21 protein-coding genes and 1 pseudogene are annotated in these 21,224 nt (G+C 60.6%); 11 read left to right on the forward strand and 11 right to left on the reverse strand.

Going from position 1 to position 21,224, the window contains the following annotated elements:
- Nucleotides 1-13 precede the first annotated feature (13 nt).
- From ACEWMW_RS13595 to ACEWMW_RS13605, 3 genes are read right to left on the reverse strand one after another with little or no spacing between them, the layout of a single operon-like run.
- Nucleotides 14-1,192 carry a carboxynorspermidine decarboxylase gene (locus tag ACEWMW_RS13595; protein ID WP_409414496.1) on the reverse strand — a complete coding sequence of 393 codons (1,179 nt, stop codon included), beginning with the start codon at nucleotides 1,190-1,192 and terminating at the stop codon, nucleotides 14-16.
- Nucleotides 1,192-1,896: an alpha/beta fold hydrolase gene (locus ACEWMW_RS13600; protein ID WP_409414497.1), complete on the reverse strand. Its 705-nt coding sequence runs from the start codon at nucleotides 1,894-1,896 to the stop codon at nucleotides 1,192-1,194. The genes ACEWMW_RS13595 and ACEWMW_RS13600 overlap by 1 nt, the downstream gene beginning before the upstream one ends.
- Before the next feature lie 8 nt (nucleotides 1,897-1,904).
- Nucleotides 1,905-3,116 (reverse strand): saccharopine dehydrogenase family protein, encoded by a 1,212-nt coding sequence (locus tag ACEWMW_RS13605; protein WP_409414498.1) that lies wholly within the window; start codon nucleotides 3,114-3,116, stop codon nucleotides 1,905-1,907.
- A gap of 61 nt (nucleotides 3,117-3,177) precedes the next feature.
- On the opposite strand from ACEWMW_RS13605, the gene ACEWMW_RS13610 reads away from it, so the two are divergent.
- The 3 genes from ACEWMW_RS13610 (at nucleotide 3,178) to ACEWMW_RS13620 (ending at nucleotide 5,088) form a co-directional block, all read left to right on the forward strand.
- Nucleotides 3,178-4,143 carry a threonine ammonia-lyase gene (locus tag ACEWMW_RS13610; protein WP_409414499.1) on the forward strand — a complete coding sequence of 322 codons (966 nt, stop codon included), beginning with the start codon at nucleotides 3,178-3,180 and terminating at the stop codon, nucleotides 4,141-4,143.
- Nucleotides 4,144-4,210: 67 nt separating this feature from the next.
- The gene (locus tag ACEWMW_RS13615; protein ID WP_409414500.1) at nucleotides 4,211-4,657 is read left to right on the forward strand and encodes an MAPEG family protein; all 447 of its coding nucleotides are present in this window, start codon (nucleotides 4,211-4,213) and stop codon (nucleotides 4,655-4,657) included.
- Nucleotides 4,657-5,088: an MAPEG family protein gene (locus ACEWMW_RS13620; protein WP_409414501.1), complete on the forward strand. Its 432-nt coding sequence runs from the start codon at nucleotides 4,657-4,659 to the stop codon at nucleotides 5,086-5,088. Before ACEWMW_RS13615 ends, ACEWMW_RS13620 begins: the two co-directional genes overlap by 1 nt.
- Nucleotides 5,089-5,107: 19 nt before the next feature.
- Here ACEWMW_RS13620 and trxB read toward each other — a convergent pair whose 3' ends face one another.
- A complete protein-coding gene (trxB, locus tag ACEWMW_RS13625) occupies nucleotides 5,108-6,088 on the reverse strand; it encodes a thioredoxin-disulfide reductase (protein WP_409414502.1) in 981 nt (326 codons plus the stop codon).
- Nucleotides 6,089-6,172: 84 nt separating this feature from the next.
- On the reverse strand, nucleotides 6,173-6,952 hold the full coding sequence (locus ACEWMW_RS13630; RefSeq protein ID WP_409414503.1) for a tyrosine-protein phosphatase: 780 nt from the start codon (nucleotides 6,950-6,952) through the stop codon (nucleotides 6,173-6,175).
- Nucleotides 6,953-7,071: 119 nt separating this feature from the next.
- On the opposite strand from ACEWMW_RS13630, the gene ACEWMW_RS13635 reads away from it, so the two are divergent.
- On the forward strand, nucleotides 7,072-7,533 hold the full coding sequence (locus tag ACEWMW_RS13635; protein ID WP_409414504.1) for a response regulator: 462 nt from the start codon (nucleotides 7,072-7,074) through the stop codon (nucleotides 7,531-7,533).
- A gap of 2 nt (nucleotides 7,534-7,535) precedes the next feature.
- On the opposite strand, the gene ACEWMW_RS13640 is transcribed toward ACEWMW_RS13635, so the two are convergent.
- The 6 genes from ACEWMW_RS13640 to ACEWMW_RS13665 form a co-directional block, all read right to left on the reverse strand.
- The gene (locus ACEWMW_RS13640) at nucleotides 7,536-8,210 is read right to left on the reverse strand and encodes a retropepsin-like aspartic protease family protein (protein WP_409414505.1); all 675 of its coding nucleotides are present in this window, start codon (nucleotides 8,208-8,210) and stop codon (nucleotides 7,536-7,538) included.
- 45 nt (nucleotides 8,211-8,255) lie between these two features.
- Nucleotides 8,256-9,254, reverse strand: a complete 999-nt coding sequence (gene egtD, locus ACEWMW_RS13645; protein WP_409414506.1) for an L-histidine N(alpha)-methyltransferase — start codon at nucleotides 9,252-9,254, stop codon at nucleotides 8,256-8,258.
- Nucleotides 9,254-10,474, reverse strand: a complete 1,221-nt coding sequence (gene egtB, locus ACEWMW_RS13650; RefSeq protein ID WP_409414507.1) for an ergothioneine biosynthesis protein EgtB — start codon at nucleotides 10,472-10,474, stop codon at nucleotides 9,254-9,256. Before egtB ends, egtD begins: the two co-directional genes overlap by 1 nt.
- A 108-nt stretch (nucleotides 10,475-10,582) precedes the next feature.
- Complete coding sequence (locus ACEWMW_RS13655) at nucleotides 10,583-11,620, reverse strand: GGDEF domain-containing protein (protein WP_409414508.1); 1,038 nt, start codon at nucleotides 11,618-11,620, stop codon at nucleotides 10,583-10,585.
- Nucleotides 11,621-11,747: 127 nt separating this feature from the next.
- On the reverse strand, nucleotides 11,748-13,121 hold the full coding sequence (locus ACEWMW_RS13660) for a class II 3-deoxy-7-phosphoheptulonate synthase (protein ID WP_409414509.1): 1,374 nt from the start codon (nucleotides 13,119-13,121) through the stop codon (nucleotides 11,748-11,750).
- A gap of 145 nt (nucleotides 13,122-13,266) precedes the next feature.
- Nucleotides 13,267-16,233 (reverse strand): M16 family metallopeptidase, encoded by a 2,967-nt coding sequence (locus ACEWMW_RS13665; protein ID WP_409414510.1) that lies wholly within the window; start codon nucleotides 16,231-16,233, stop codon nucleotides 13,267-13,269.
- Between the two features lie 104 nt (nucleotides 16,234-16,337).
- On the opposite strand from ACEWMW_RS13665, the gene ACEWMW_RS13670 reads away from it, so the two are divergent.
- The 7 genes and pseudogenes from ACEWMW_RS13670 (at nucleotide 16,338) to ACEWMW_RS13700 (ending at nucleotide 21,202) form a co-directional block, all read left to right on the forward strand.
- Nucleotides 16,338-16,919: a NifU family protein gene (locus ACEWMW_RS13670; RefSeq protein WP_409414511.1), complete on the forward strand. Its 582-nt coding sequence runs from the start codon at nucleotides 16,338-16,340 to the stop codon at nucleotides 16,917-16,919.
- Nucleotides 16,920-16,944: 25 nt separating this feature from the next.
- A complete protein-coding gene (locus ACEWMW_RS13675; RefSeq protein WP_409414512.1) occupies nucleotides 16,945-17,553 on the forward strand; it encodes a malonic semialdehyde reductase in 609 nt (202 codons plus the stop codon).
- Between the two features lie 37 nt (nucleotides 17,554-17,590).
- Nucleotides 17,591-18,202 (forward strand): tRNA (adenosine(37)-N6)-threonylcarbamoyltransferase complex dimerization subunit type 1 TsaB, encoded by a 612-nt coding sequence (gene tsaB / locus ACEWMW_RS13680; RefSeq protein ID WP_409414513.1) that lies wholly within the window; start codon nucleotides 17,591-17,593, stop codon nucleotides 18,200-18,202.
- Nucleotides 18,199-18,657 carry a GNAT family N-acetyltransferase gene (locus ACEWMW_RS13685; RefSeq protein WP_409414514.1) on the forward strand — a complete coding sequence of 153 codons (459 nt, stop codon included), beginning with the start codon at nucleotides 18,199-18,201 and terminating at the stop codon, nucleotides 18,655-18,657. The genes tsaB and ACEWMW_RS13685 overlap by 4 nt, the downstream gene beginning before the upstream one ends.
- Nucleotides 18,658-18,789: 132 nt before the next feature.
- Nucleotides 18,790-19,236 (forward strand): annotated as a pseudogene (locus tag ACEWMW_RS13690) (Ros/MucR family transcriptional regulator); the annotation flags it as partial.
- Nucleotides 19,237-19,464: 228 nt separating this feature from the next.
- Complete coding sequence (locus ACEWMW_RS13695) at nucleotides 19,465-19,887, forward strand: Fur family transcriptional regulator (protein WP_409414660.1); 423 nt, start codon at nucleotides 19,465-19,467, stop codon at nucleotides 19,885-19,887.
- Nucleotides 19,871-21,202, forward strand: a complete 1,332-nt coding sequence (locus tag ACEWMW_RS13700) for a 1-acyl-sn-glycerol-3-phosphate acyltransferase (RefSeq protein WP_409414515.1) — start codon at nucleotides 19,871-19,873, stop codon at nucleotides 21,200-21,202. The genes ACEWMW_RS13695 and ACEWMW_RS13700 overlap by 17 nt, the downstream gene beginning before the upstream one ends.
- The last annotated feature ends 22 nt before the right edge of the window (nucleotides 21,203-21,224 follow it).

The raw sequence follows: 21,224 nt of genomic DNA on the forward strand, positions 1-21,224 counted from the left end.
ACTCGAGAGTAGATCAACTCAGCCGGTCGCGGAAGTCCTCATATTCGAAGCTTTTGACCAGCTCGAGCGCATCGGTCTCGCTGTCCCACAGGTAGATCGAGGGAAGCTGCACACCATTGAAAGTATTGGTTTTCACCATCGAGTAATGCGCCTGGTCGAGGAAGGCGATGCGCTGGCCGGGCTCGGGTGGCTGCGGCAGGTTGTAATCGCCGATCACATCGCCCGCGAGGCATGACGGGCCGCCAAGGCGAACGGACGGATTGCCGCCCCCTCCCCGCTCGTGCAGCATCGCCGGGCGATAGGGCGCCTCGATCACATCGGGCATGTGACAAGTGGCGGAGATATCGACGATGGCGGTGGGCACTTCATTGAAGCCGGTATCGAGGATCGTTCCCACAAGAATCCCGGCATCGAGCGCCACGGCTTCGCCCGGTTCGAGGTATATCTCTGCGCCGGTGTCTTCCTTGGCATCCCTGAGGAACTCGACCAGCTCGTCGCGCTGGTAATCGGCGCGCGTGATGTGATGCCCGCCCCCCATGTTGATCCATTTGAGCTGGCCGAAATAAGGTTCGATCGCGTCGAAAACACGATCCCAGGTCTGCTGGAGAGGCTCGAAATCCTGCTCGCACAGATTGTGGAAGTGGATTCCGTCGACATGCTCCATCACCTCTTCGGTAAGCTGGTCGAGCGGCAAGCCCAGACGCGAGCCCGGCGATGAGGGATCATAGCGCGGTACTTCGCCGGTCGGGACCTGCGGATTTATGCGCAGACCGACATCGAAGTCGCCGCCCGAGAGGCGCGCCTGCTCCAGGATCAGCTGCGCGCGCTGAAGCTGACCTGCCGAATTGAAGATCACATGGTCGGACAGGCGGCAGATTTCTTCCAGCTCGTCCGGCTTAAAAGCGGCGGAATAAGTCGCAATTTCGCCATCGTAGAATTCGCTCGCCAGCCGCGCTTCCCACAAGCCTGAGGTGCATACACCGTCGAGATATTCGCCGATGATCGGCGCGACCGACCACATGGAGAACGCCTTGAGCGCGGCAAGTACCTTGATATCCGCCTCGTCGCGAATGTCGGCAAGGATCTGGCAATTGGCGCGCAGCTTCGCTGCGTCCACCACGAATGCGGGGCTTTCGACCCGGCTGAGGTCGAATTGGGCAAAAGCGCCCGGATCACCGGCCTTTGTTTCCACTACTCCGCCCCTAATCGCGGCAATTCTTTGGCAAAGGACAAGAGAACCTCCGCGAGTTCATATGGCTTGTCTCGCGCAACGAGATGGCTGGCATGTTCGATTCTAACCACTTTCAGCTCCGATACTGCCTCCGAAAGCCGTTTGATATCCGAATCCGTAATCGAACCTTCGCCTGCGACAACCAGAAGAACTGGAAAGTCGATCCCTGCCGAAGCTTCGCGGAGTTTCTCCGATTGCCCGAGGATATCATCGACTAGTGGCGACTGGTCCAGCGGCGGCGTTGTCGTGCGAAGATAGGCTCTGACACGGTCAGGATCGGGATCGGGAATCACGTCGACCAGAACGAGACCGCGCATATTGCGCCGAGCTGCAGGCTCGGTCGCTGCCAGTAAACCGCAAAAACCTCCGAGGGACGCTCCTACAACAATGATCGGCGTGGATTGCCCTGCAATAATCTCCGCCGCATCTGCCGCGAACCGGGCAACACCGTCACCCCTGGTTCCACCGCTCTCACCGTGGCCACGTTGATCGACAGCCAGAGAGCCGTAGCCGGATTGCCAAAGTCGCTCTGCTATCGGTTGCCAGACCTTTCGCCGTTCACCACCCGCGTGAAGCAGGAGGAAAACGGGTTCGCCCAGTTGGTCGGCGACCAATCTTACGTCGCCGAATTCGAAGGTGTGAATTGAGGGTGCAGGGGCAGGCACAAAGACGCCTAGAAATCCACTGGCCCGTCGAGCTCATTCACATGCCACGGCAGGCCATGCTGGTTGAGCATGTCCATGAAAGGATCGGGGTCCATCTCTTCCATGTTGAAGACGCCCTCACCCTTCCAGATGCCCTGCACCATCAGCGCGCTGCCGATCATCGCAGGCACGCCGGTGGTGTAGCTGACCGCCTGGTTTCCGGTTTCCTCATAGGCCGCTTCATGGGAGCAAATGTTATTGATGTAGAACGTCTTTTCGCCTGAACCATCGAGCGCTTCGCCGGTTGCGATGCAACCGATATTGGTATTGCCCTTGGTCGTCTCACCCAGCGTTTCGGGCTTGGGCAGCACGGCGGCGAGGAACTGCAGCGGGATGATTTCCTTTCCCTTGTACTTGATCGGCTCGATCGAGGTCATGCCGACATTCTGGAGCACGGTGAGGTGCTTGATGTACTCATCGCCGAAGGTCATCCAGAAGCGGGCCCGCTCCATTTCCGGGTTGAACCTGGCGAGGCTTTCGAGCTCCTCGTGGTACATCATGTAGGCGTTCTTCTCCCCCACGCCTTCGAAGTCGAAGGTGATCTTCTTGCCCATCGCCGGGGTCTCGACGAACTCGCCGTTTTCCCAGTGCCGCGCGGGCGCGGTCACTTCGCGGATGTTGATTTCCGGGTTGAAATTCGTCGCGAAGGCCTGACCATGGTCGCCGCCATTGCAATCGAGGATGTCGAGCGTGCGGATGGTCTTGAGCTTATGCTTCTTGAGCCACATGGTGAAGACGCTGGTGACGCCCGGATCGAAGCCCGAACCGAGTAGCGCCATCAGCCCTGCGTCCTTGAAGCGGTCGTAATAGGCCCACTGCCACTTGTATTCGAACTTGGCCTCGTCCTTGGGCTCGTAGTTGGCCGTGTCGAGATAATCGACGCCCGCCTCCAGGCAGGCATCCATGATCGGCAGGTCCTGGTAGGGCAGCGCAAGGTTGACGACCAGGCTCGGCTGCACCTTGCGGATCAGATTGACCATGGCTGGGACCTCCTCGGCATCGATCTCGTATGTGGCTACATCCCGCCCGGTGCGCTCCTTCACGCTTGCAGCGATGGCATCGCATTTGGACTTGGTGCGGCTGGCGAGATGGATATCAGGGAAGATATCGGCATTCATCGCCATCTTATGGACGCAGACCGAGCTGACACCGCCGGCACCGATCACCAGAACTGTCGACATAAAAAGTATCTCCGGAAACGAATCTTGCGCGCGCTTTAGATGAATGCGCTAAGACCGCAAAATGATCCGTGACGTTGAAAGAAATCCCACGCGCGAAGGCGTGCTCGAAGCAGCTGCGAAGATCGTGGCTATTCTGCCTCCTACACCGCTGCTGCCGGTCGAGATTGATGGTGTTCGCTTGCACGTCAAGGCAGAGAACCTGCAGCCGATCGGCGCGTTCAAGATCCGCGGCGCGTGGCACCGCCTTTCAGCGCTGAGCGACGAAGAGAAGGCTGCGGGGGTCGTGGCGGTTTCCAGCGGCAACCACGCGCAAGGCGTCGCCTGGGCGGCGAAAAGGCTTGGAACCAAGGCGACAATTGTCATGCCGCGCGACGCGCCGCAGGTGAAGCTCGAAGGAACGCGCGCGCTAGGAGCCGAGATCGTGCTCTACGACCGGCAAGGCGAGGAAAGCCGCGACGATGTGGCCGAGAAGCTCATTTCCGAGCACGGCGGAATACTAGTCCACGCCTTTGGCGATCCCTGGGTGATCGAGGGGCAAGGCAGCGCAGGCATCGAGATCGCCGAGCAATTGGGACACGAACCGTCTCGTATCATCGCTTGCTGCGGCGGCGGCGGTTTGTCCGCAGGCCTCTCGCTCGCCTGCCCCGATGCGGCGATCGTTCCGGTCGAGCCTGCCGGGTGGGACGTGGTGGGCGAAGCCATGCGCCGCGGCGAAGTGGTCAGGGTGCAGGACAATCCGCCCTCAACCATCTGCGATGCGCTGATCCCGACAGCAACGATGCCGATCAATCTCGAAGTGCTCACAGCCCGTGCTGATCCCGGCGTCACTGTGACCGACGATGAAGTACGCGATGCGCAGCGTTTCGCTTTCTTGAGGCTACAACTGGTGGTGGAACCAGGCGGTGCGGCCGCGCTTGCCGCTGCGCTCGCGGGTAAGGTCGCGCTGGACAATGATACCGTCATTATGATCACGGGCGGCAATGTCGACCCGCAACGCTTTGCCGAGACGATATCCACTGCAGGTTAGGTTGCATTTGACAATCTGACTGCTCCGCCTCAGTCTCGCTACCGCAGACGAGAGGGGGAGAATCTCAATGCAAGCGCAAATGCTCGCACCCGCAGCGGTGCTGATCGCCTGGTCGCTGGTGATACTGTTCCTGATTCCGATCACGCGGTTTCCGGCGCTGGCCAAACTTGGCATCAACGTCAGCAATGCGCCGCGCGGCGCGAGAGGAAGCGATTCCGAAGACCAGCTGCCGCCATCGGTTAACTGGAAATCGCACAACTTCACGCACCTAATGGAACAGCCGACAATCTTCTATCCGGCGGTGATCATCATCGCGATGATGGGCGCGGCGGCGGGTGATGTCACGGCAGCCTGGATCTATGTCGGGCTGAGGATCATCCATTCGATCTGGCAGGCCTTCGTCAACATCGTGTCGATCCGCTTTGTGTTGTTCCTCGCGATGACGACCGCGCTGCTTTACCTTGCCTATCGCGCTGTGGCGCTAACTGTATTCAACGATCCGGGAGTTGTCTGATGATCAACGTAGGAACACTTGGGCCGGTCGTGGCCTTGGCGATCTGGACCATGGTCATGTGGTTGTGGATGTACGCCACCCGCATTCCGGCAATGACAGCCGCGAAGGTCGATGCGGATGAATTGGCGCGCAAGCCAACAGGCGCAGGGCTGGATGCGATGCTTCCACCTGAAGTGCAGTGGAAAGCGCATAATTACAACCATTTGCACGAAGCGCCGACGGTTTTTTATGCGGTAGCTATCGTCTTGGCGCTGGTCGGAGCCGGCGACGGCCTCGCGGCAACGCTGGCCTGGGCCTATGTCGTGCTGCGCGTGCTGCACAGCCTGGTGCAGGTGACTACCAACAAGATCATAGTGCGCTTTTCGCTCTTCGCGCTGTCGAGCCTCGTGCTGATCGCGCTGATTGTGCTGGCCGCGATGGCGGTATTTTAGATTGCGATAAGGCGGCGGTTTACTCCGCCGCTTCTTCGACTGCGGGCATTACGGCCGCGAAATCGAGTGTGGCGAGGAATTTCTCCGCATCAAGCGCAGCCATGCAGCCGGTACCCGCTGCGGTAACAGCCTGCCGATAGGTATGGTCCATCACATCGCCGCAGGCGAACACGCCGGGGATCGAGGTCTTGGGCGTGCCGGGTTCGACTTCAAGGTAACCGCCGCCATCCATCGGCAGCTTGCCTTTGAAAAGTTCGGTAGCAGGTGCATGGCCGATCGCCACGAATGCGCCATCGACTTCCAGTTCCGACTTCTCTCCGGTCTGCGTGTCCTTGAGCACCAGCTTGGACAGCGTTCCGTCTTCGCCTGCCACAAAACGCTCAACCGTCTTGTTCCACATCGGCGTGATCTTGTCCGACTTGAACAAGCGCTCCTGCAGGATTTTCTCGCTGCGCAGCTCGTCACGGCGATGGATCAGTGTCACATCGTCTGAATGATTGGTGAGGTAGAGCGCTTCCTCGACTGCGGTGTTGCCGCCGCCGATCACCGCCACTTTTTTGCCGCGGAAAAAGAACCCGTCACACGTCGCGCAGGCGGATACACCCTTCCCGCCCAACTCCTGTTCGCCAGGTACGCCGAGCCACTTGGCCTGCGCACCGGTGGCAATAATCAGCGTGTCGGCGATATATTCGTCACCGCCATCGCCGACCGCGCGGAAGGGCGAGCCGCCCGCAATATCGATATCGACGATCGTGTCCCACATCATCCGCGTGCCGACGTGTTCGGCCTGCTTTTGCATCTGCTCCATGAGCCAAGGACCCTGGATCACATCGGCAAAGCCGGGATAATTTTCGACCTCGGTAGTAATCGTGAGTTGGCCGCCAGGCTGGATGCCCTGAACCACGATCGGTTCCATCATCGCGCGCGCGCCGTAAATCGCGGCGGAAAGCCCGGCTGGGCCGGAGCCGATGATGAGCATCTTGGTGCGGTGAGTAGCCATGATCGTCAGTCTCGTGTGTATTGTTGGTTCGAGGACGATATGGGCATGCTCTGCCGCGTAATCATCCTAGTTTCGCTTGTTTCCCTACACGACAAACTTGTCGTTTAGGCGCGCACGCAATGCGTCATCCACACCTAGTTTTGTCTCGATGTAACCGTCGAGCGATCCTTGATCCGCTTCCGCGGTCTCAATCCAGTGATGGATGTAATCCTCATGCACGCCGAGCAGGGCCTGCAATGCATCGTCATCGAGAGGCCGGCCGAGCCGTTCCTCGATTCCCGGCGCGGACTGCGATTTCAGCACGTCGAATGTCGGCGCTGCATTGGTGAGGACGAATTCGGAGACCTGATCCTCGCGCGATACGCCCAGCACATGGAGCAACAGCGTAGCGGCTACTCCGGTACGATCCTTGCCAGCAAAGCAATGAACGAGGCTCGCCCCGTCGCGCTCGTCGAGAATCTGGAAGTATCGGGTGAACATTTCGATCATCGCCGGATTGCGGGGCATCCGCGTGTAGAGCTGCATCATACGGTTACGCGCAAATTCGACCGTGGTCGTATGTTCGTCGATATCCATATGCGGCGGCGAGCTGGCAGTTTCACCTTCATAGAAGATGACCTCGCCGCGCCATCCCTCGATCCGGCGGCACGGATGGGCTTCGCGCTCGCTCAGTCCGCGCAGGTCGATCACGGTACGGATGCCTGCGTCCGAAAAATGCTGCAGGTCGTCATCGGTTGCCCCGACGTGATGCCCGGAGCGAAACAACATCCCGGTGCGCACATGGCCGCCGTTACCCGTTCGATAGCCGCCGTAATCGCGGAAATTGTGAATGCCGGTGGTCGGGAGGAAACGTTCGCGAATCATCGTCGTGTGCCTGCCACCCCGCCTCATCGCGCACAAGGGATAGCGGCGAACACCTATGCGCCCGTTTGGCCGACAATGACCTTTCCTGCGTACCGATTAACCAGACCAAGGAGATCAAGATGGCCAACATACTGATAGCAGATGACGATCCGATCATCTCGGAATTGGCGTGCGGCCTGCTGATCGCGGACGGCCATGCGTGCGGCTGGGTCAGCGATGGCGAGAAGGCGCTCGAAACGATCCGCTGGCGCCGCCCCGATCTCCTGCTGCTCGACCAGCACATGCCCGGCAAGAGCGGTTCTGACCTGCTGCGCGAACTGCGCGGCTCCCCCGATCATTATGACTTGCCGATAGTGATGTTCACGGGTGTGACCGGCCGCGAAGACGAATTGCAGGCACGTTACCATGGTGCGCAGGATTACATCCGCAAACCATTCGACGCGGAGCGCCTGCTCTTCACTGTGAACGAAGTGTTGGGTGCCCGCGCCAATCGTCCGAAGCACATGCCCCTGCCAAGATATTTCGAGCTGGCCACTGGCCTTTGCCTGCCCGAGCAGGAGAAAAGCCGCTCGCTGGCCTGATGTTACCAATCCGATACGAGTTCGGGCTGGGGGTTGTTCGGCACCAGGACCAGCGTGCGCCCCTCTACCCGCCAGGACTGCAGCCGCGATAGGACATTCATCCCGATCACATTGGTCTCGCCAAGGTTGGGCGCAATAACGGCATCGAGCCCGCGCGCCGCGACATTGCCGAAGCGGAGCTCGTCCACCGAGCTGAGCTGCGCCGCAATTGTGCCATTGGCGGTGTTAAGCTGGATCGGAATGCCTCCGCGACGCGGCTGAAGCCCGGCCTCTTCGGCGAGGCCAGCATTCACCGCAGTCAACGTAGCCCCCGTATCGACCAGGAAATTCGCAGGCACGCCGTTCATCTCGGCGCGGAGCCAGAAATGCCCGTCCGGTGCCATTTCGACGCGCGTCTCGCTGCCTTCGACGACCTGCTCTGGCAGACCCAGCTCGGGCACCGCCATTTCGAAGCGCGGATCAAATCGGGAGAGCTGCAGCACGACTGTGACGAGGATACCCACCAGGATAAGAGTGCTGGCGCCGCTCAACAGCTTGCCGAAAGGCGCGCGCCTTCGGATCAGGGCAGTGCCCAACCAACCAATCAGCAATGCGCCGAGAGCCAGCCACAGCAGGCTGCCGCGCGGAATTGCAGCAATTGCATCGGCAAGGCCATTCCAGATCGACGCGATATCCATCACCGCCCCACTAACAGCGCGAGCGGAACCGGGCGATGAACGGCGTTATGGCGCATTTCGCGGATTTTCGGCGCGCGCGAGGATCAGCGAGAAATTCTCGCCACTGTCGGTCCAGCACTCGACGGGTGTCCAGCCGCCGGCAAGCAGCAGTATATTGGCGCTGCGCCGCGTGAACTTGTGGCTGTTCTCGGTGTGGATGGTCTCGCCTTGCTGCATCTCGAAGCTTTCGCCCGAAACCTCGAACGCGATATCTTCGCTTGCCATAAGATGCATTTCGATCCGCGAATGCAGGTCATCCCAGCGCGCTTCATGGCGCAGCTTGTCGACCGGGATAGTACCGCCCAGTTCGCGATTGATGCGCTCAACGAGGTTGAGATTGAACTGCGCCGTGACACCTTCCGCATCGTCATAAGCGGCCTCAAGCGTGCTCTCGTCCTTGACCAGGTCCATGCCGATCAGCAGCAGCGCACCGCCGTGGGTATGGTGGCCCAGCGTCGCGCGCATGGAGCGCAGCAGGTCGACTGCGGTGCGCGCGATCATGTTGCCGATGGTCGAGCCAGGGAAAAAGCCCAACTTGGGATGCTCCTCAACTTCGTCCGGCAGCGTAACTTCCCGCATGAAATCGGCTTCGACCGGATAGACCGGAAGCCCGGGAAATTTCCCCGACAACTCGGCTGCCGACTGGCGCAGAAAATCGCCCGAGATATCGAGCGGAACATAGGCGGCGGGGTCGATCGCATTGAGCAGCAAGGGTGTCTTCACCGAACTGCCCGAGCCAAATTCGACCACCGCCCGGCCCCGCCCGATCAATTCGGCAAAGCGGTCGCCCAATGCTTCGAGTATCTCCGTCTCGGAGCGGGTCGGATAATATTCCTCCAGCTGCGTGATCTGTTCGAACAGCTGCGAACCCCGCTCGTCGTAGAACCAACGCGCCGGAATCGCCTTCTGATCCTGCCGCAAGCCTTCCAGTACATCGCGCCGAAAAGCACGGTCCACGCCATCATCGTCGAGATCGACGAGCGCGAGCCCCTTGTGATTAGTCATCAGAAATCCTTTGCGAGGCGAAGTCCGGTGAACTGCCAGCGCTGCTGCGGGTAGAAGAAATTGCGATAGGAGCTGCGCGAATGGCCGCGCACGGTGGCGCAGCTCGCGCCCTTGAGCACGAATTGTCCGCTCATGAACTTGCCGTTGTATTCGCCGACTGCGCCTTCGGCCGTCTGGAAGCGTGGGTACGGCAAATAGGCCGAGCGTGTGAATTGCCAGCAATCACCGAACAGCTCTGTGCCGCCGCGCGGCAATATCGCCCCGGCTTGAACGAGCTGGTTGCCGCCGCCCGCATCATGCGACTGGGCGGCAGTTTCCCATTCGAATTCGGTCGGCAGCCGTGCTCCGGCCCATGTCGCGTAGGCATCGGCTTCGTAGTAGGAGATATGCGTGACGGGCGCATCCGGATCGCGCCTTTGCCAGCCGGAATGGGTGAAATGGTCCTCATCGCGCCAGTAAAGCGGCGCGCTGATCGCATTCTCGCGCACCCAAGCCCAGCCATCCGACAGCCACAGCCGCGCATCGGCATAACCCCTGTCGGCGATAAACGCGTCCCATTCGCGATTCGTGACCAGACGGTCAGCCAGCGCAAAGGGTTCGAGCAGCATGCGGTGGCGTGGGCCTTCGTTGTCGAACGCAAACCCGGTTCCCTCATGCCCGATCATGGCGATTCCACCCGGGTGTTCGCACCATGCGATCTCGCCTGCACCGGCTGAGGGCTTAGCTTGGCAATCCCACATCGCCGGACCCAACGGATTCTGGAAAATCGCGTGCTTGATATCGGTGAGCAGCAATTCCTGGTGCTGCTGCTCGTGGGCAATGCCCAGTGCAACCAAGGGCGCGAGGTCCTCGCGTTCAAGCAAACTGCCCATCGCACCGGTGATATGCTCCCGCCAGGCGATAATCTCCGCCAACGAAGGTCTCGAAAGCATCCCGCGCGCCGCACGGGCATGACGGTCACCTTCCGCTTCGTAGTAAGAGTTGAACAGGTAGGGATATGCCTCATCGTAGAGCGCATAGCTATCTGCATGATCGCGCAGCAGGAAGGTCTCCCAGAACCATGTCGTATGCGCGAGATGCCATTTGGCGGGCGACGCGTCTTCCATCGACTGGATGGTCGCATCGGAATCGGAAAGCGGTTCGACTAGCGCTTCGCTAAGCGCGCGCGTACGAGCGAATTGCTCGGCCAGATCGCCTGATGCTGGGTAGTTTTCAGCCATGGGGCTGGACTGCGCCACAGGAACCTCCTCGCCCGCGTTACGCAAACATAGGGAACTCGCCAGCCAATGAAACCCTTGCCAATCAAATAGTTTGCGACAGCGAGTCGCTTATGCAGCCTTCCGTACCTGGTTCCTGCCGCCTTCCTTGGCTGCATAAAGCGCTTCGTCCGCGCGGGCGAAGAGTGTGAGGCTGGTATCGCCCGCCTGCCAGACCGCATAACCCAAGCTGACCGTCACGCCCGTCACATTGCCGATGGCACTGTTCTTGCCGATCGCGTGACGCAGTCTTTCGGCGATGGTCAGCACTGTCGAATGCGCTGCTCCCTCCATGCATACCACGAATTCCTCCCCACCCATACGCCCTACCAAGTCATCCTTTCGGGCGTGCTGGCAGGCAATGTTGGCCACCCGTTTTAGCACTTCATCGCCCACCTGATGACCGTAGCGGTCGTTGATGGCCTTGAAGTGATCGATATCCAGCATGACCAGCGCAATCGGCTTGCCGCCTTGGCTGCATTTGAGGATTGCCTTGTCGAGGAAATCCATCACCCGGCGGCGGTTGGCGAGCCCGGTTAACGGATCAGTTTCCGCCTGCTTGCGCGCTTCGTCGGCGCGGCGTTCGGTCTCACGCAGGGCCTTCTCGCGCGCCCGCACATCGCTGACGTCACGGACAGCGGCGACTATACGGTTTATCGTGCCATCCCTGCTGCGCATATTACGCGCATTCATCCGGAACACCCGCTGCGCGCCGTCGACGCGCATGATGTTCAGTTCCAGGCTGTAGATCCCGGTATTGTCCCTGTTGGCGGAAATGGCGTGGCGCAGCTCGTCGACCCCCGATGCCAACAGCATCTCGGCATCGCCCGGGCACAGCTCCTCGAAATCTTCTAGCCCGAACAGGCGATTGAGCCCCGCGGACCATACCTGGGCACCCGTTGCCGGGTCATACTCCCAGAAACCAAGCGGCGCGGTATCCTGCGCAAGCTCCAGCATCTGAGTGACGCGCGAGAGGCGACGGTTCGCACGGCGATACTCGTTCTGGATCCGCCGGCGCCCGGCCCGTTCCTGCTCGGCAAGAACCCAACCCCATGCACCGGTGAGGATGGCGCAAAGCGCGACAAACACACCTATCGACGAGATTTCCAATTGAGCGATCCTTGCATGGGTTGCGATCTGAGGCTCAAGCCTAGTCGCAATCGCTCAATGCAAGGTTGGTGCTGCCTAGGGACAAGCCCTTAGGCAGCAACGATAGTCAGTAATTTGTCAGGCGCGATCAGGCCGCGTTGGCTTGTCGCTCACCGGCTTCAAGATTGAGCATCTCGGCAATCAGGAATGCCAGCTCGATCGACTGCGCTGCGTTGAGGCGCGGATCACAATGCGTGTGGTAGCGGTCGCCTAGTGCCTCATCGGTGATGGCGACTGCCCCGCCGACGCATTCGGTCACGTCCTGACCGGTCATCTCGATATGGATGCCCCCGGGATGCGTGCCTTCGTCGCGATGGGCGGCGAAGAAGCCTTTCACCTCGGTCAGGATGCGGTCAAACGGCCGCGTCTTGTAGCCGCTGTCAGACTTGATCACGTTGCCGTGCATCGGATCGCAACTCCACACCACCGGATGGCCTTCGCGCTTCACCGCGCGCAGCAGCGGCGGCAAGCCCGCTTCGACCTTGTCGTGCCCGAAACGGCTGATCAGCGTGATCCGGCCGGGTTCGCGCGCCGGATTGAGCGTGTCGAGCAAGGTGAGCAGATCATCAGGTGCAAGGCTCGGCCCGCATTTCATGCCCAATGGATTACCGATGCCGCGCGCAAATTCGATATGCGCCGAGCCGGGGAAACGCGTGCGATCGCCGATCCATACCATGTGCGCACTGGTATCGTACCAATCGCCGGTCAAACTGTCCTGACGCGTAAGCGCCTGCTCGTAAGGAAGCAGCAGCGCCTCGTGGCTGGTGTAGAAACTCGTACCCTTCAGCTGCGGCACGGTCGCAGGATCGATCCCGCATGCCTCCATGAAATCGAGCGCTTCGCCGATGCGGTCGGCGGTTTCGGCAAATTTATCGGCCCAGGGACTGCGGCCCATGAAATCGAGCGTCCACTGGTGGACCTGCCGCAGATTGGCATAACCGCCGCCGGCAAAGGCGCGCAAAAGGTTGAGCGTCGCAGCGGCCTGCGAATAGGCTTTGACCATGCGCTGCGGATCGTTGGTCCGGCCTGCGGGATCGAATTCGATCGAATTGACATTGTCGCCGAAGTAGCTCGGTAGCGTCACATCGCCTTGCGTTTCAGTCGCAGAAGAGCGCGGCTTCGCGAATTGTCCGGCCATCCGGCCGACTTTCACGACCGGACGCTTGCTGGCGAAAGTCATCACGACCGCCATCTGCAGCAACACGCGGAACGTGTCGCGAATGTTGTTGGGGTGGAACTCGGCGAAGCTTTCGGCGCAATCGCCGCCTTGAAGCAGGAAACCGTGGCCATTTGCAACTTCGGCCAGGTCAGCCTTCAGCGCGCGCGCCTCGCCCGCGAAAACCAGCGGTGGATATTCGGCCAGCGTCGCCTCTGCCTCGGCCAATGCTGCCGCATCGGTATACTCGGGGAGATGCCGCGCTTCGTGCGATTTCCAGCTCTCGGGATTCCAGTTCTGTGCCACTATTCTAGTCTTCCAATCTGTCGGAGGCGCGCCTTAGGCGCTTGGCGACCGAAACGCAAAGGCTCGCTCGGAGCAAGAACAGTAATCTTTCGCCGCCCGTATCTCCGGTGCAACGCAAGTTTCAGGTGTTACTTTTGCCTTCGGGTTAGCCCCCCAGCGATTCACCCGCCTCGGTATCGCGTACGGCAAGTTCCTGCCCCTCGGGGATCACCGCCACTTTCAGCCCCGGATGTGACACCAGGTAACGCTGTGCAAGCGCCTGCATGATCCCGGGCGTCGTTTGCGAATAGTCGGTCACAAGGCCGCGCATCAGGTCGACCCGGCGTGGATCGCTACTCGCACCTTCGAGGTTGTAGAGCCAGAATTGCTGGCTTGATAGCGCGCGCTCGATCAGTTGGCGAAGCGGTTCGGTCACGCGGTTGAGCTCGTCTTCCGAGGGCGGATTGGCCGCGAGGTCGCGTGCGATTGCATCGGCCTCCTCGAAGAATGCCGGAACATCTTCCGGCCGGATCTGTGCAAGCGCGAGGATAGTGCCGCCCGTGTCGACATCGACCGGCCAGTTGGAAATGACCTGCGGCGCATAGCTGGCACCCGAGCGCTCGCGCATCGCCTCTAGCAAACGATTGCTGAAGAGCTGCGTGAGAATCTCAAGCTGGCGGGATTCGCGCAGATTGGTGACGCCGCCGCCGCTGGGCCATGCCACTACCGCTGCAGCCTGGTCGGGATCGCCGCGATGGAACAGCACCTGCGTGTCTGCCGAACTTTCCGAGAAGGTTGGCACGCGGGCCGCTACGTCCTGCGGGATCGGGTCACGCGGACGCAAGGCGCCGAATGTTTCCGAGAGAGCGGCGATTGTCGCATCGCGGTCAAACTCGCCGAACACGAGCACTTCCACCGGCCCTTGCTTCAGAAGCGGCTCCCACACTTTGCGGAATTCCTCGGGCGACGCATCGGCAATCGTCGCCGGATCGGGCATCGCAAAACGCGGATCGCGGTCCCTGATAAGGAAATCGAGATCGCGGTTCAGAACGCCGCCCGGGCTGGCCGAGAAACTCTCGTAGGTCAGCCGCGCAGCCGCCTTGGCCCGTTCCACCGGATTAGGGTCCCATCGCGGCATGCCGAGCTTGGCCGCGAACAGGTAAAGCTGATCGGCCACATCGTCCGAACGGGTCTGCGCTGTGAACGTGAATACGCCTTCCTCGATCTCGAAATCAAAACCCATCTTGCGGCCGGTCGAAATGCGGTCGAGCTCTTCCTGGCCCAGTTCACCCAGACCCGAGCCGACCAGCGCCATTTCGCCAAGGAGTATGTACGGCCCCTCGTCCGGTTCGAAGGCGCGCTGGCCCGAACCGAACCGCACCTTGACCGAGACGCGTCCCGGTTCCGCCGTGTTCGACCACAGGATCGCCTTGACGCCATTGTCGAACTCGAGCTGCTCGATATCGAGCAATCCGATCGGATTCTGCGACACGATACGGCCCGGCTGGCCGATTGCTGGCAGGTCGTCGAACGAGATCGACTGCGCAGCCAGTCGCGAAGTCGCATCGGCGGCGACCGGGGCCGCCATTGCCGTGCGCAAAGCGGCCTTGTCAGCTTCGCCAATGGTGGGAGTGACATAGACTCCGCGAATGACATCGCCTTCGAACAGCTTACGAGTGTGCTTGAGGATATTCTCCGGCGTCATCTTCTCACGCATGCCGCGGAAAACATTGAGAATGGTGTCGGGTGCAGCGACCGTCTCGCGAATGTCCACCGCCATGACGATATTATCGGCCAGGGTGGATCCCGCCTGCAGGCTTGCCTGCTCGAGCGAATTGGCCAGCGCGATGTCGAATTCGGCTGCTTCGCGGTCGATTTCTTCCTGCGTCGGCGCTTCGGCGAGAGCATCGGCGATCACGCCGCGCACTTCGGTCAGTGCAGATTGCCAGTCGCCGCTGAGCGGCGCCATGGTGACGAAGGTCGCATCGGTTGAACGGCTGACATCATCTTGCTGCACCTGGGCATAGAGGAAGGAGCCGCCCGAGCGTGCACGCGCTTCGAGCCGACGATTGATGATTGCCTGCGACAGCGCATCGAGCATCAACCCTTCGTTGTAAACGATGGTATCCTCGACCGGGCGCCAGGGACGCAGCACGGCATAAGTCAGGTTGCGCGGCAAGTCGGGCTCGACCGTGACCGCAACCTCGCCAAGCGGGTAATCTGGATCGACACCAGCCGGAGCGACCGGATCGCCGAAATTCGGTGCCTCGACGCCTTCGCCCTTGCCCTTCCAGTCACCGAACCACTGTTCAACCAGTGCAGCAAAATCGCGCGGATCACCGTCTCCGGCGACCACGATCACTGTGTTTTCCGGGCGGTACCATCGGCGGTGGAATTCCGCGACGCTGGCCGCAGTTGCTCCATTGAGAGTCTCGTCAGTGCCTATCGGCTTGCGCACGGCAAGGCGCTGCCCAGCATACAGCGTTTCGCGGGTAACATCGCCGACGCGGCCTTGCGCACCGCCGCGTTCGCGCTTCTCGGCAAAAACGATGGGGAGATCGGCAGCCAGGTTCGTCGCATTGATCACCGGATCTCGCATCATCCCCGAAAGAAGCTTGAAACTTTCCGCTACTTTCTCGGCCGATGCATTGGGCAAATCCAGTTGGTAAACGGTCTGCGTCGGCGTGGTTGTCGCATTGGTGTCACTGCCGAAGGTAGCGCCTAGGCGCTGCCAGCGCGGGATCGCTTCGCCCGGCCCGAGATATTTGCTTTCGCGGAACACCATATGTTCGAGCAGGTGCGCAAAGCCGCGCTCATGGTCACGCTCGTGCAGCGATCCGGCGTCGATGCGGATGCGGATCGAGACCTGGCCCGGCGGCACGCCATTGCGGCGCACGGCATAGCGCAGGCCGTTGTCCATCTCGCCGAACTGCCATTCCTTGTCGCGCGGAACATCGCTGCCGCGATAAATCCACGGCGTTTCATCGCCTGTCTGGAGCGCCGTCGGGGCAGGAAGCGTGGGCGTATTGCCCGGCGGCAGCGTATAGACGTCCTGTGCGGGAAGCACAGCAGGCAGCAGGAGCAGCGGGAGGACTAGCGAAAGGCGCCGCAGCGCGCGCGGGAAAGCAGACATGCGGGCCATATAGGGAGCGAAAAGGTGAAGGGATAGTGAATGTGTTGCCGCGCGCAGCATCGCTTTCCCTTGTGGGCGCAGCCGCCCGCCCCTACATCAGCCCCATGTTCATCGAGACCGAAACCACGCCCAACCCGCAAAGCCTCAAGTTCCTGCCCGGAAAGCCGGTCATGACATCGGGCACGCGCGAATTCGCCAGCCCCGAAGCTTCCGAAGCGAGCCCGCTTGCGCAGGCGATCTTCGATACGGGCGAAGTCACCAATGTTTTCTTTGGCAGCGACTTTGTCTCTGTAACCGCAGCGCCGGGTGCCGATTGGGGGACGCTCAAGCCGCAGGTGGTCTCGATCCTGCTCGATCATTTTGTGAGCGAGGCACCGTTGTTCGTTGGCGGTACTGCTGGCGATATCTCCGTCCCGCCCGAAGAAGAAGACATGGCGGTAGAAGACGATCCGGCCAATGCCGATATTGTCGCGCAGATCCATGAATTGCTCGAGACCCGTGTCCGCCCCGCCGTAGCCGGTGATGGCGGCGACATACGCTATCGCGGATTCAAGGACGGGGTAGTCTATCTGACCATGCAAGGTGCCTGCGCCGGTTGTCCCAGCTCAACCGCCACGCTCAAGCACGGAATTGAAGGCTTGTTGAAACATTATGTGCCGGAGGTCGTTGAAGTCCGCGCAGCTTGATTTTTTAACGTCACCTGAGGACCCGATGACAAAGCAGTTCCACGACAACACACTTTCCGCCGACGCGCTGGACCAACTTTTCCGCGAAGCACGTAGCTACAACGACTGGCTCGACAATCCCGTTTCGACCGAACAGATCGACGCAATCTACGATCTCATGAAGATGGGACCGACGTCCGCAAATATGCAGCCGGCGCGGATCGTGTGGGTACAGTCCGACGAGGCCAAAGCGAAACTGGTCGACTGCGTGTCCGACGGCAACAAGGACAAGGTCAAGGCCGCGCCCGTGACCGCGATCATCGCGCATGACATCGATTTCCACGAAGAGTTGCCCTGGCTGTTCCCACATACTGATGCCAAGAGCTGGTTCGAAGGCGACGAAGAAGGCCGCAAGGAAGGCGCATTCCGCAATTCCTCGCTGCAAGGTGCCTATCTGATGCTCGCCGCTCGCGCGGTCGGCCTCGATTGTGGGCCGATGTCGGGCTTCGATGCCGGAGCGGTCGAGAGCGCGTTTCTCTCTGATGATCCGCGCCACAAGGTCAATTTCATCTGCTCGATCGGTTATGGCGATCCGGAATCGATCTTCGATCGCAGCCCGCGCCCCGACTTCGAAACATTCAACCGCATCGTCTGACTTGCAGCGACGCGCTGGCTGAGGCAGTTGCGCGGCCATGCGCACGCTTGCGATAGATACGGCGACCGAGGCCTGCTCGGTGGCGCTTTTCGATGGCACCGAGGTAATCGGGAGCTATCACAAAGTGCTGGGTCGCGGTCACGCCGAACGGCTTGTCCCTGCCATTGCCGGCCTGCCCGACAAGGGCCGCGCCGAGCGGATCCTTGTTTCGCTGGGCCCAGGCAGCTTCACAGGTGTACGGATCGGCATCGCCGCTGCCCGCTCGCTGGGTATCGCCTGGGGCGTGGAAGTCATAGGCTACCCGACGCTCGCCATCCTGAGTGCCGAAGCACGCTGGCGCTACCCGGGCAAGAGCACGAGCGTCGCGATCCGTGCCGGGCATGGCGAAATCTTCGTGCAGGATTTTGATGGTGACGGGCTCCCGGAGAACGAGCTGGCATCGCTGCCGCTTGAAGACGCGGCCAAGGCAGCCGCGCACCCGGTCATCGCGGGAAGCATGGCCAATGAAGTCGCGCTGGAACGTACCCACGGGCTCGCGGCGGATATGCACCCCAATGCAATCCGCGCATTGGCAATACCTGCCCAGCTTCTGACCAGCGAACTGCGCCCGATTTACGGCCGCGAACCGGATGCCAAGCTGCCAAAATGATCGCCGAGCTCAACGCAATCATGGAAGTAATGGACGCGGCCTTCGATCCGCACTGGGGCGAGGCATGGAATCGCCAGCAAGTGATCGGCTCGCTCAGTATGCCGCATACCCATTGCCTTATTGTCGATGCGAATGGCGACAACTGGGAGGAGCCGGCCGAACCCGCCGGTTTCCTGCTTTCCCGTGCGGCACCGGGAGAAGAGGAATTGTTGCTCGTCGCAGTAAAACCGGAAATACGCGGGAAAGGCCTCGGGGCACGGCTGATGCAAGCCTTTGCGGCAGCGGCCGCCGATCGCGGCGCACAAAAGGTTTTTCTCGAGATGCGTTCGAACAACGAGGCCGAGCGACTCTACCGAGCCCAGGGCTTTGAACCCATCGGCCAGCGGAAGAACTACTATCGGCTGTCCGACGGCTCTCGCCTTGACGCCATCACCATGGGTAAATCGCTACTTTAGCTATTTCTTTATTTGCCGCGTGCAATTCGATCCCCAGCCTTGGCTTGTGCAAGCGCGGCACCTGTGGTTACTCAATTCCCGGTCGCACAATAAGAAACGGGTAAGCCAGGCCGTAAAGGCAGGAGAAAAAATATGGAAACTCCAGAAATCGATATGACCGAAACGCTGATCACGCTGACTTCAGATATTGTCGCTGCGCATGTTAGCAATAACAGCGTGGGAGTGGATGACGTACCGGCGCTGATCCGGAATGTGCACGAAGCTCTTGCCGGACTCGGCGGATCGGGCGGATCCAACGCACCTCGTCCGGAGCCGGCGGTTGCGATCCGCGGCTCGGTCAAGAAGAATGCGATCACGTGCCTCGATTGCGGCAAGAAAATGAAGATGCTCAAGCGCCACCTGACGACCGAGCATGGCCTGACGATCGACGAATATCGCCAGCGTTGGGGTCTGCCCTCGGACTATCCGATGGTCGCTCCCGCCTATGCCGAAACGCGCCGCGACCTGGCGAAGAAGATCGGCCTTGGCCGCAAACCGGGCCAGAAGGTGATGACAAAGGCGGCGTCCAAGAAGAAGGCGGCGCCCAAGAAGAAGGCTGCTCCAAAGAAGAAGGCAGCTCCAAAGAAGAAGGCAGCGACCGCCAAGGCATCCGCACCCAAGCCCTCAACAAAGAAAGCTCCGGCAAAGAAGAAACCCGCGCCCGCCCGGAGGAAACCGGCCAAGAAATAGGTCGCCGGCAATGCCATCGGCTTGAGTAGAGCGCCTCGGCCCACTATGGGTCGGGGCACCCTCACCATCGGAGCATCCGTGCAGCAAAAGATCGACCTTGAACAATTGTGCGCCGACAGGGGTTTGCGCATCACCGAACAGCGCCGCGTGATTGCCCGTGTGCTGTCCGAAAGTGATGACCACCCCGATGTCGAATTGCTGCATGAGCGTGCTTCGGCAATCGATCCCAAGATCTCGATCGCGACAGTCTATCGCACAGTGCGCCTGTTCGAGGAGGCCGGTATCCTTGATCGTCACGATTTCGGTGACGGGCGCGCGCGTTACGAGGCCGCACCCGAGGCGCATCATGACCATCTGATAGATGTCGAAACGGGCAATGTGGTCGAATTCGTCGATCCCGAGCTTGAAGCTCTGCAAAAGCAGATCGCCGAGAAGCTTGGCTTCCGCCTGGTTGATCACCGGATGGAACTCTATGGCGTCCGGCTTGACCGCGACAACTGATCGCGACGCCCGCAAAGCCGAATTGAGAGCCGCCGCTGCGCGCGGCGAATCCACTCCGATTTCTCCGCTGGGCTGGCTGCTGTTCATCGTCCGGGTGAAGTTGCTAATCTTTGCGCTGATCCTGCTCGTGCCGCTCCATTACATCTACCGCACGTTCAAATACGGCTCCCCCTTCCCCGAGATATTCCTGTGGTTGGCAGCACGCATCTGCGGTGCACGGGTCCGCACCAACGGTGTGCCCTTGCGGCGCGACGTGTTCTTCATTTCGAACCACATCTCGTGGCTCGATATCCTCGCGCTGGCCGGAGCAAGCGGCACCGCCTTCGTTGCCAAGCAGGAGCTGAGCGAAGTGCCGGTGGTGGGATGGCTCAGCCGGCTCAACCGAACCGTCTTCGTCAAACGCGAGAACCGTATGGGCGTGGCAGGCCAGATCAATGCGCTGCGTGAAGCGCTGGAGGACAATTGGTCGGTCACGATCTTCCCCGAAGGCACGGTAACCGACGGGCAATCATTGCTGCCGTTCAAGACCAGCATGATGAGCGTGCTCGAACCGCCGCCCAAGGACGTGCTCGTCCAGCCGGTGGTGATGGATTACGGCGATGTGGCGGAAGAGCTCGGCTGGGTCGGGGATGAGAGCGGCATCAACAATGCCAAGCGCGTGCTGTCGCGCCGCGGCACTTTCCGCCTCAACATCCATTTCCTCGAGCCGTTCAGCCCGGAAGTGTTCCAGGGCCGCAAGGCAATCGGTGCGGAAGCCCGTAAGCGGATCGAAGGCAAGCTGGTTGAAGTGCTGGGAAAACCGCTGCGACCCTACGAATATCCGGTAGATCCCGTACGCTATGCTCCCACCGCATCGCCTGATCCGAATGAAGCGCTTGCCGCGACGCTTGCGCAACTCGGCGAGCTGTTGGGGCAAAGCGAGGATGACTGGTGGGTGATCGGCAGTGCCGCCGCATTCCTCCACGGTGCAGACGCCGGCACCATCGCCGATGTCGACGTGATTGTTGGTCAATCAGATTTCGAGCGCCTGGCCCGGCATCCCCACTTCCAGCGCTATGAGGATATCGACCGGACTCATTTCTCCTCGACCGCGATCGGTAAGTGGACGAATGCGCCCATGTCGATCGAGGTGATGTGTGAACTGCACGTCCGACAGGATGATCAGTGGCATCAAGTCGTGTTTGAATCGCGGCAACGCGTCGAACACTCCGGACAGGTACTATACGTCCCGGAGCGGTTGGAACTGATCAGGCTGTTTGAGCGGTTTGGCCGACAGAAGGATGTCGAGCGAGCGCAAGCGCTGCGAAAGATTTGAACATGTGCGTGTGAAGCGCTAA

Origin of the sequence: Litorerythrobacter xanthomarinus (assembly GCF_046254955.1) — a bacterium.
Taxonomy (GTDB): Bacteria; Pseudomonadota; Alphaproteobacteria; order Sphingomonadales; family Sphingomonadaceae; genus Qipengyuania_C.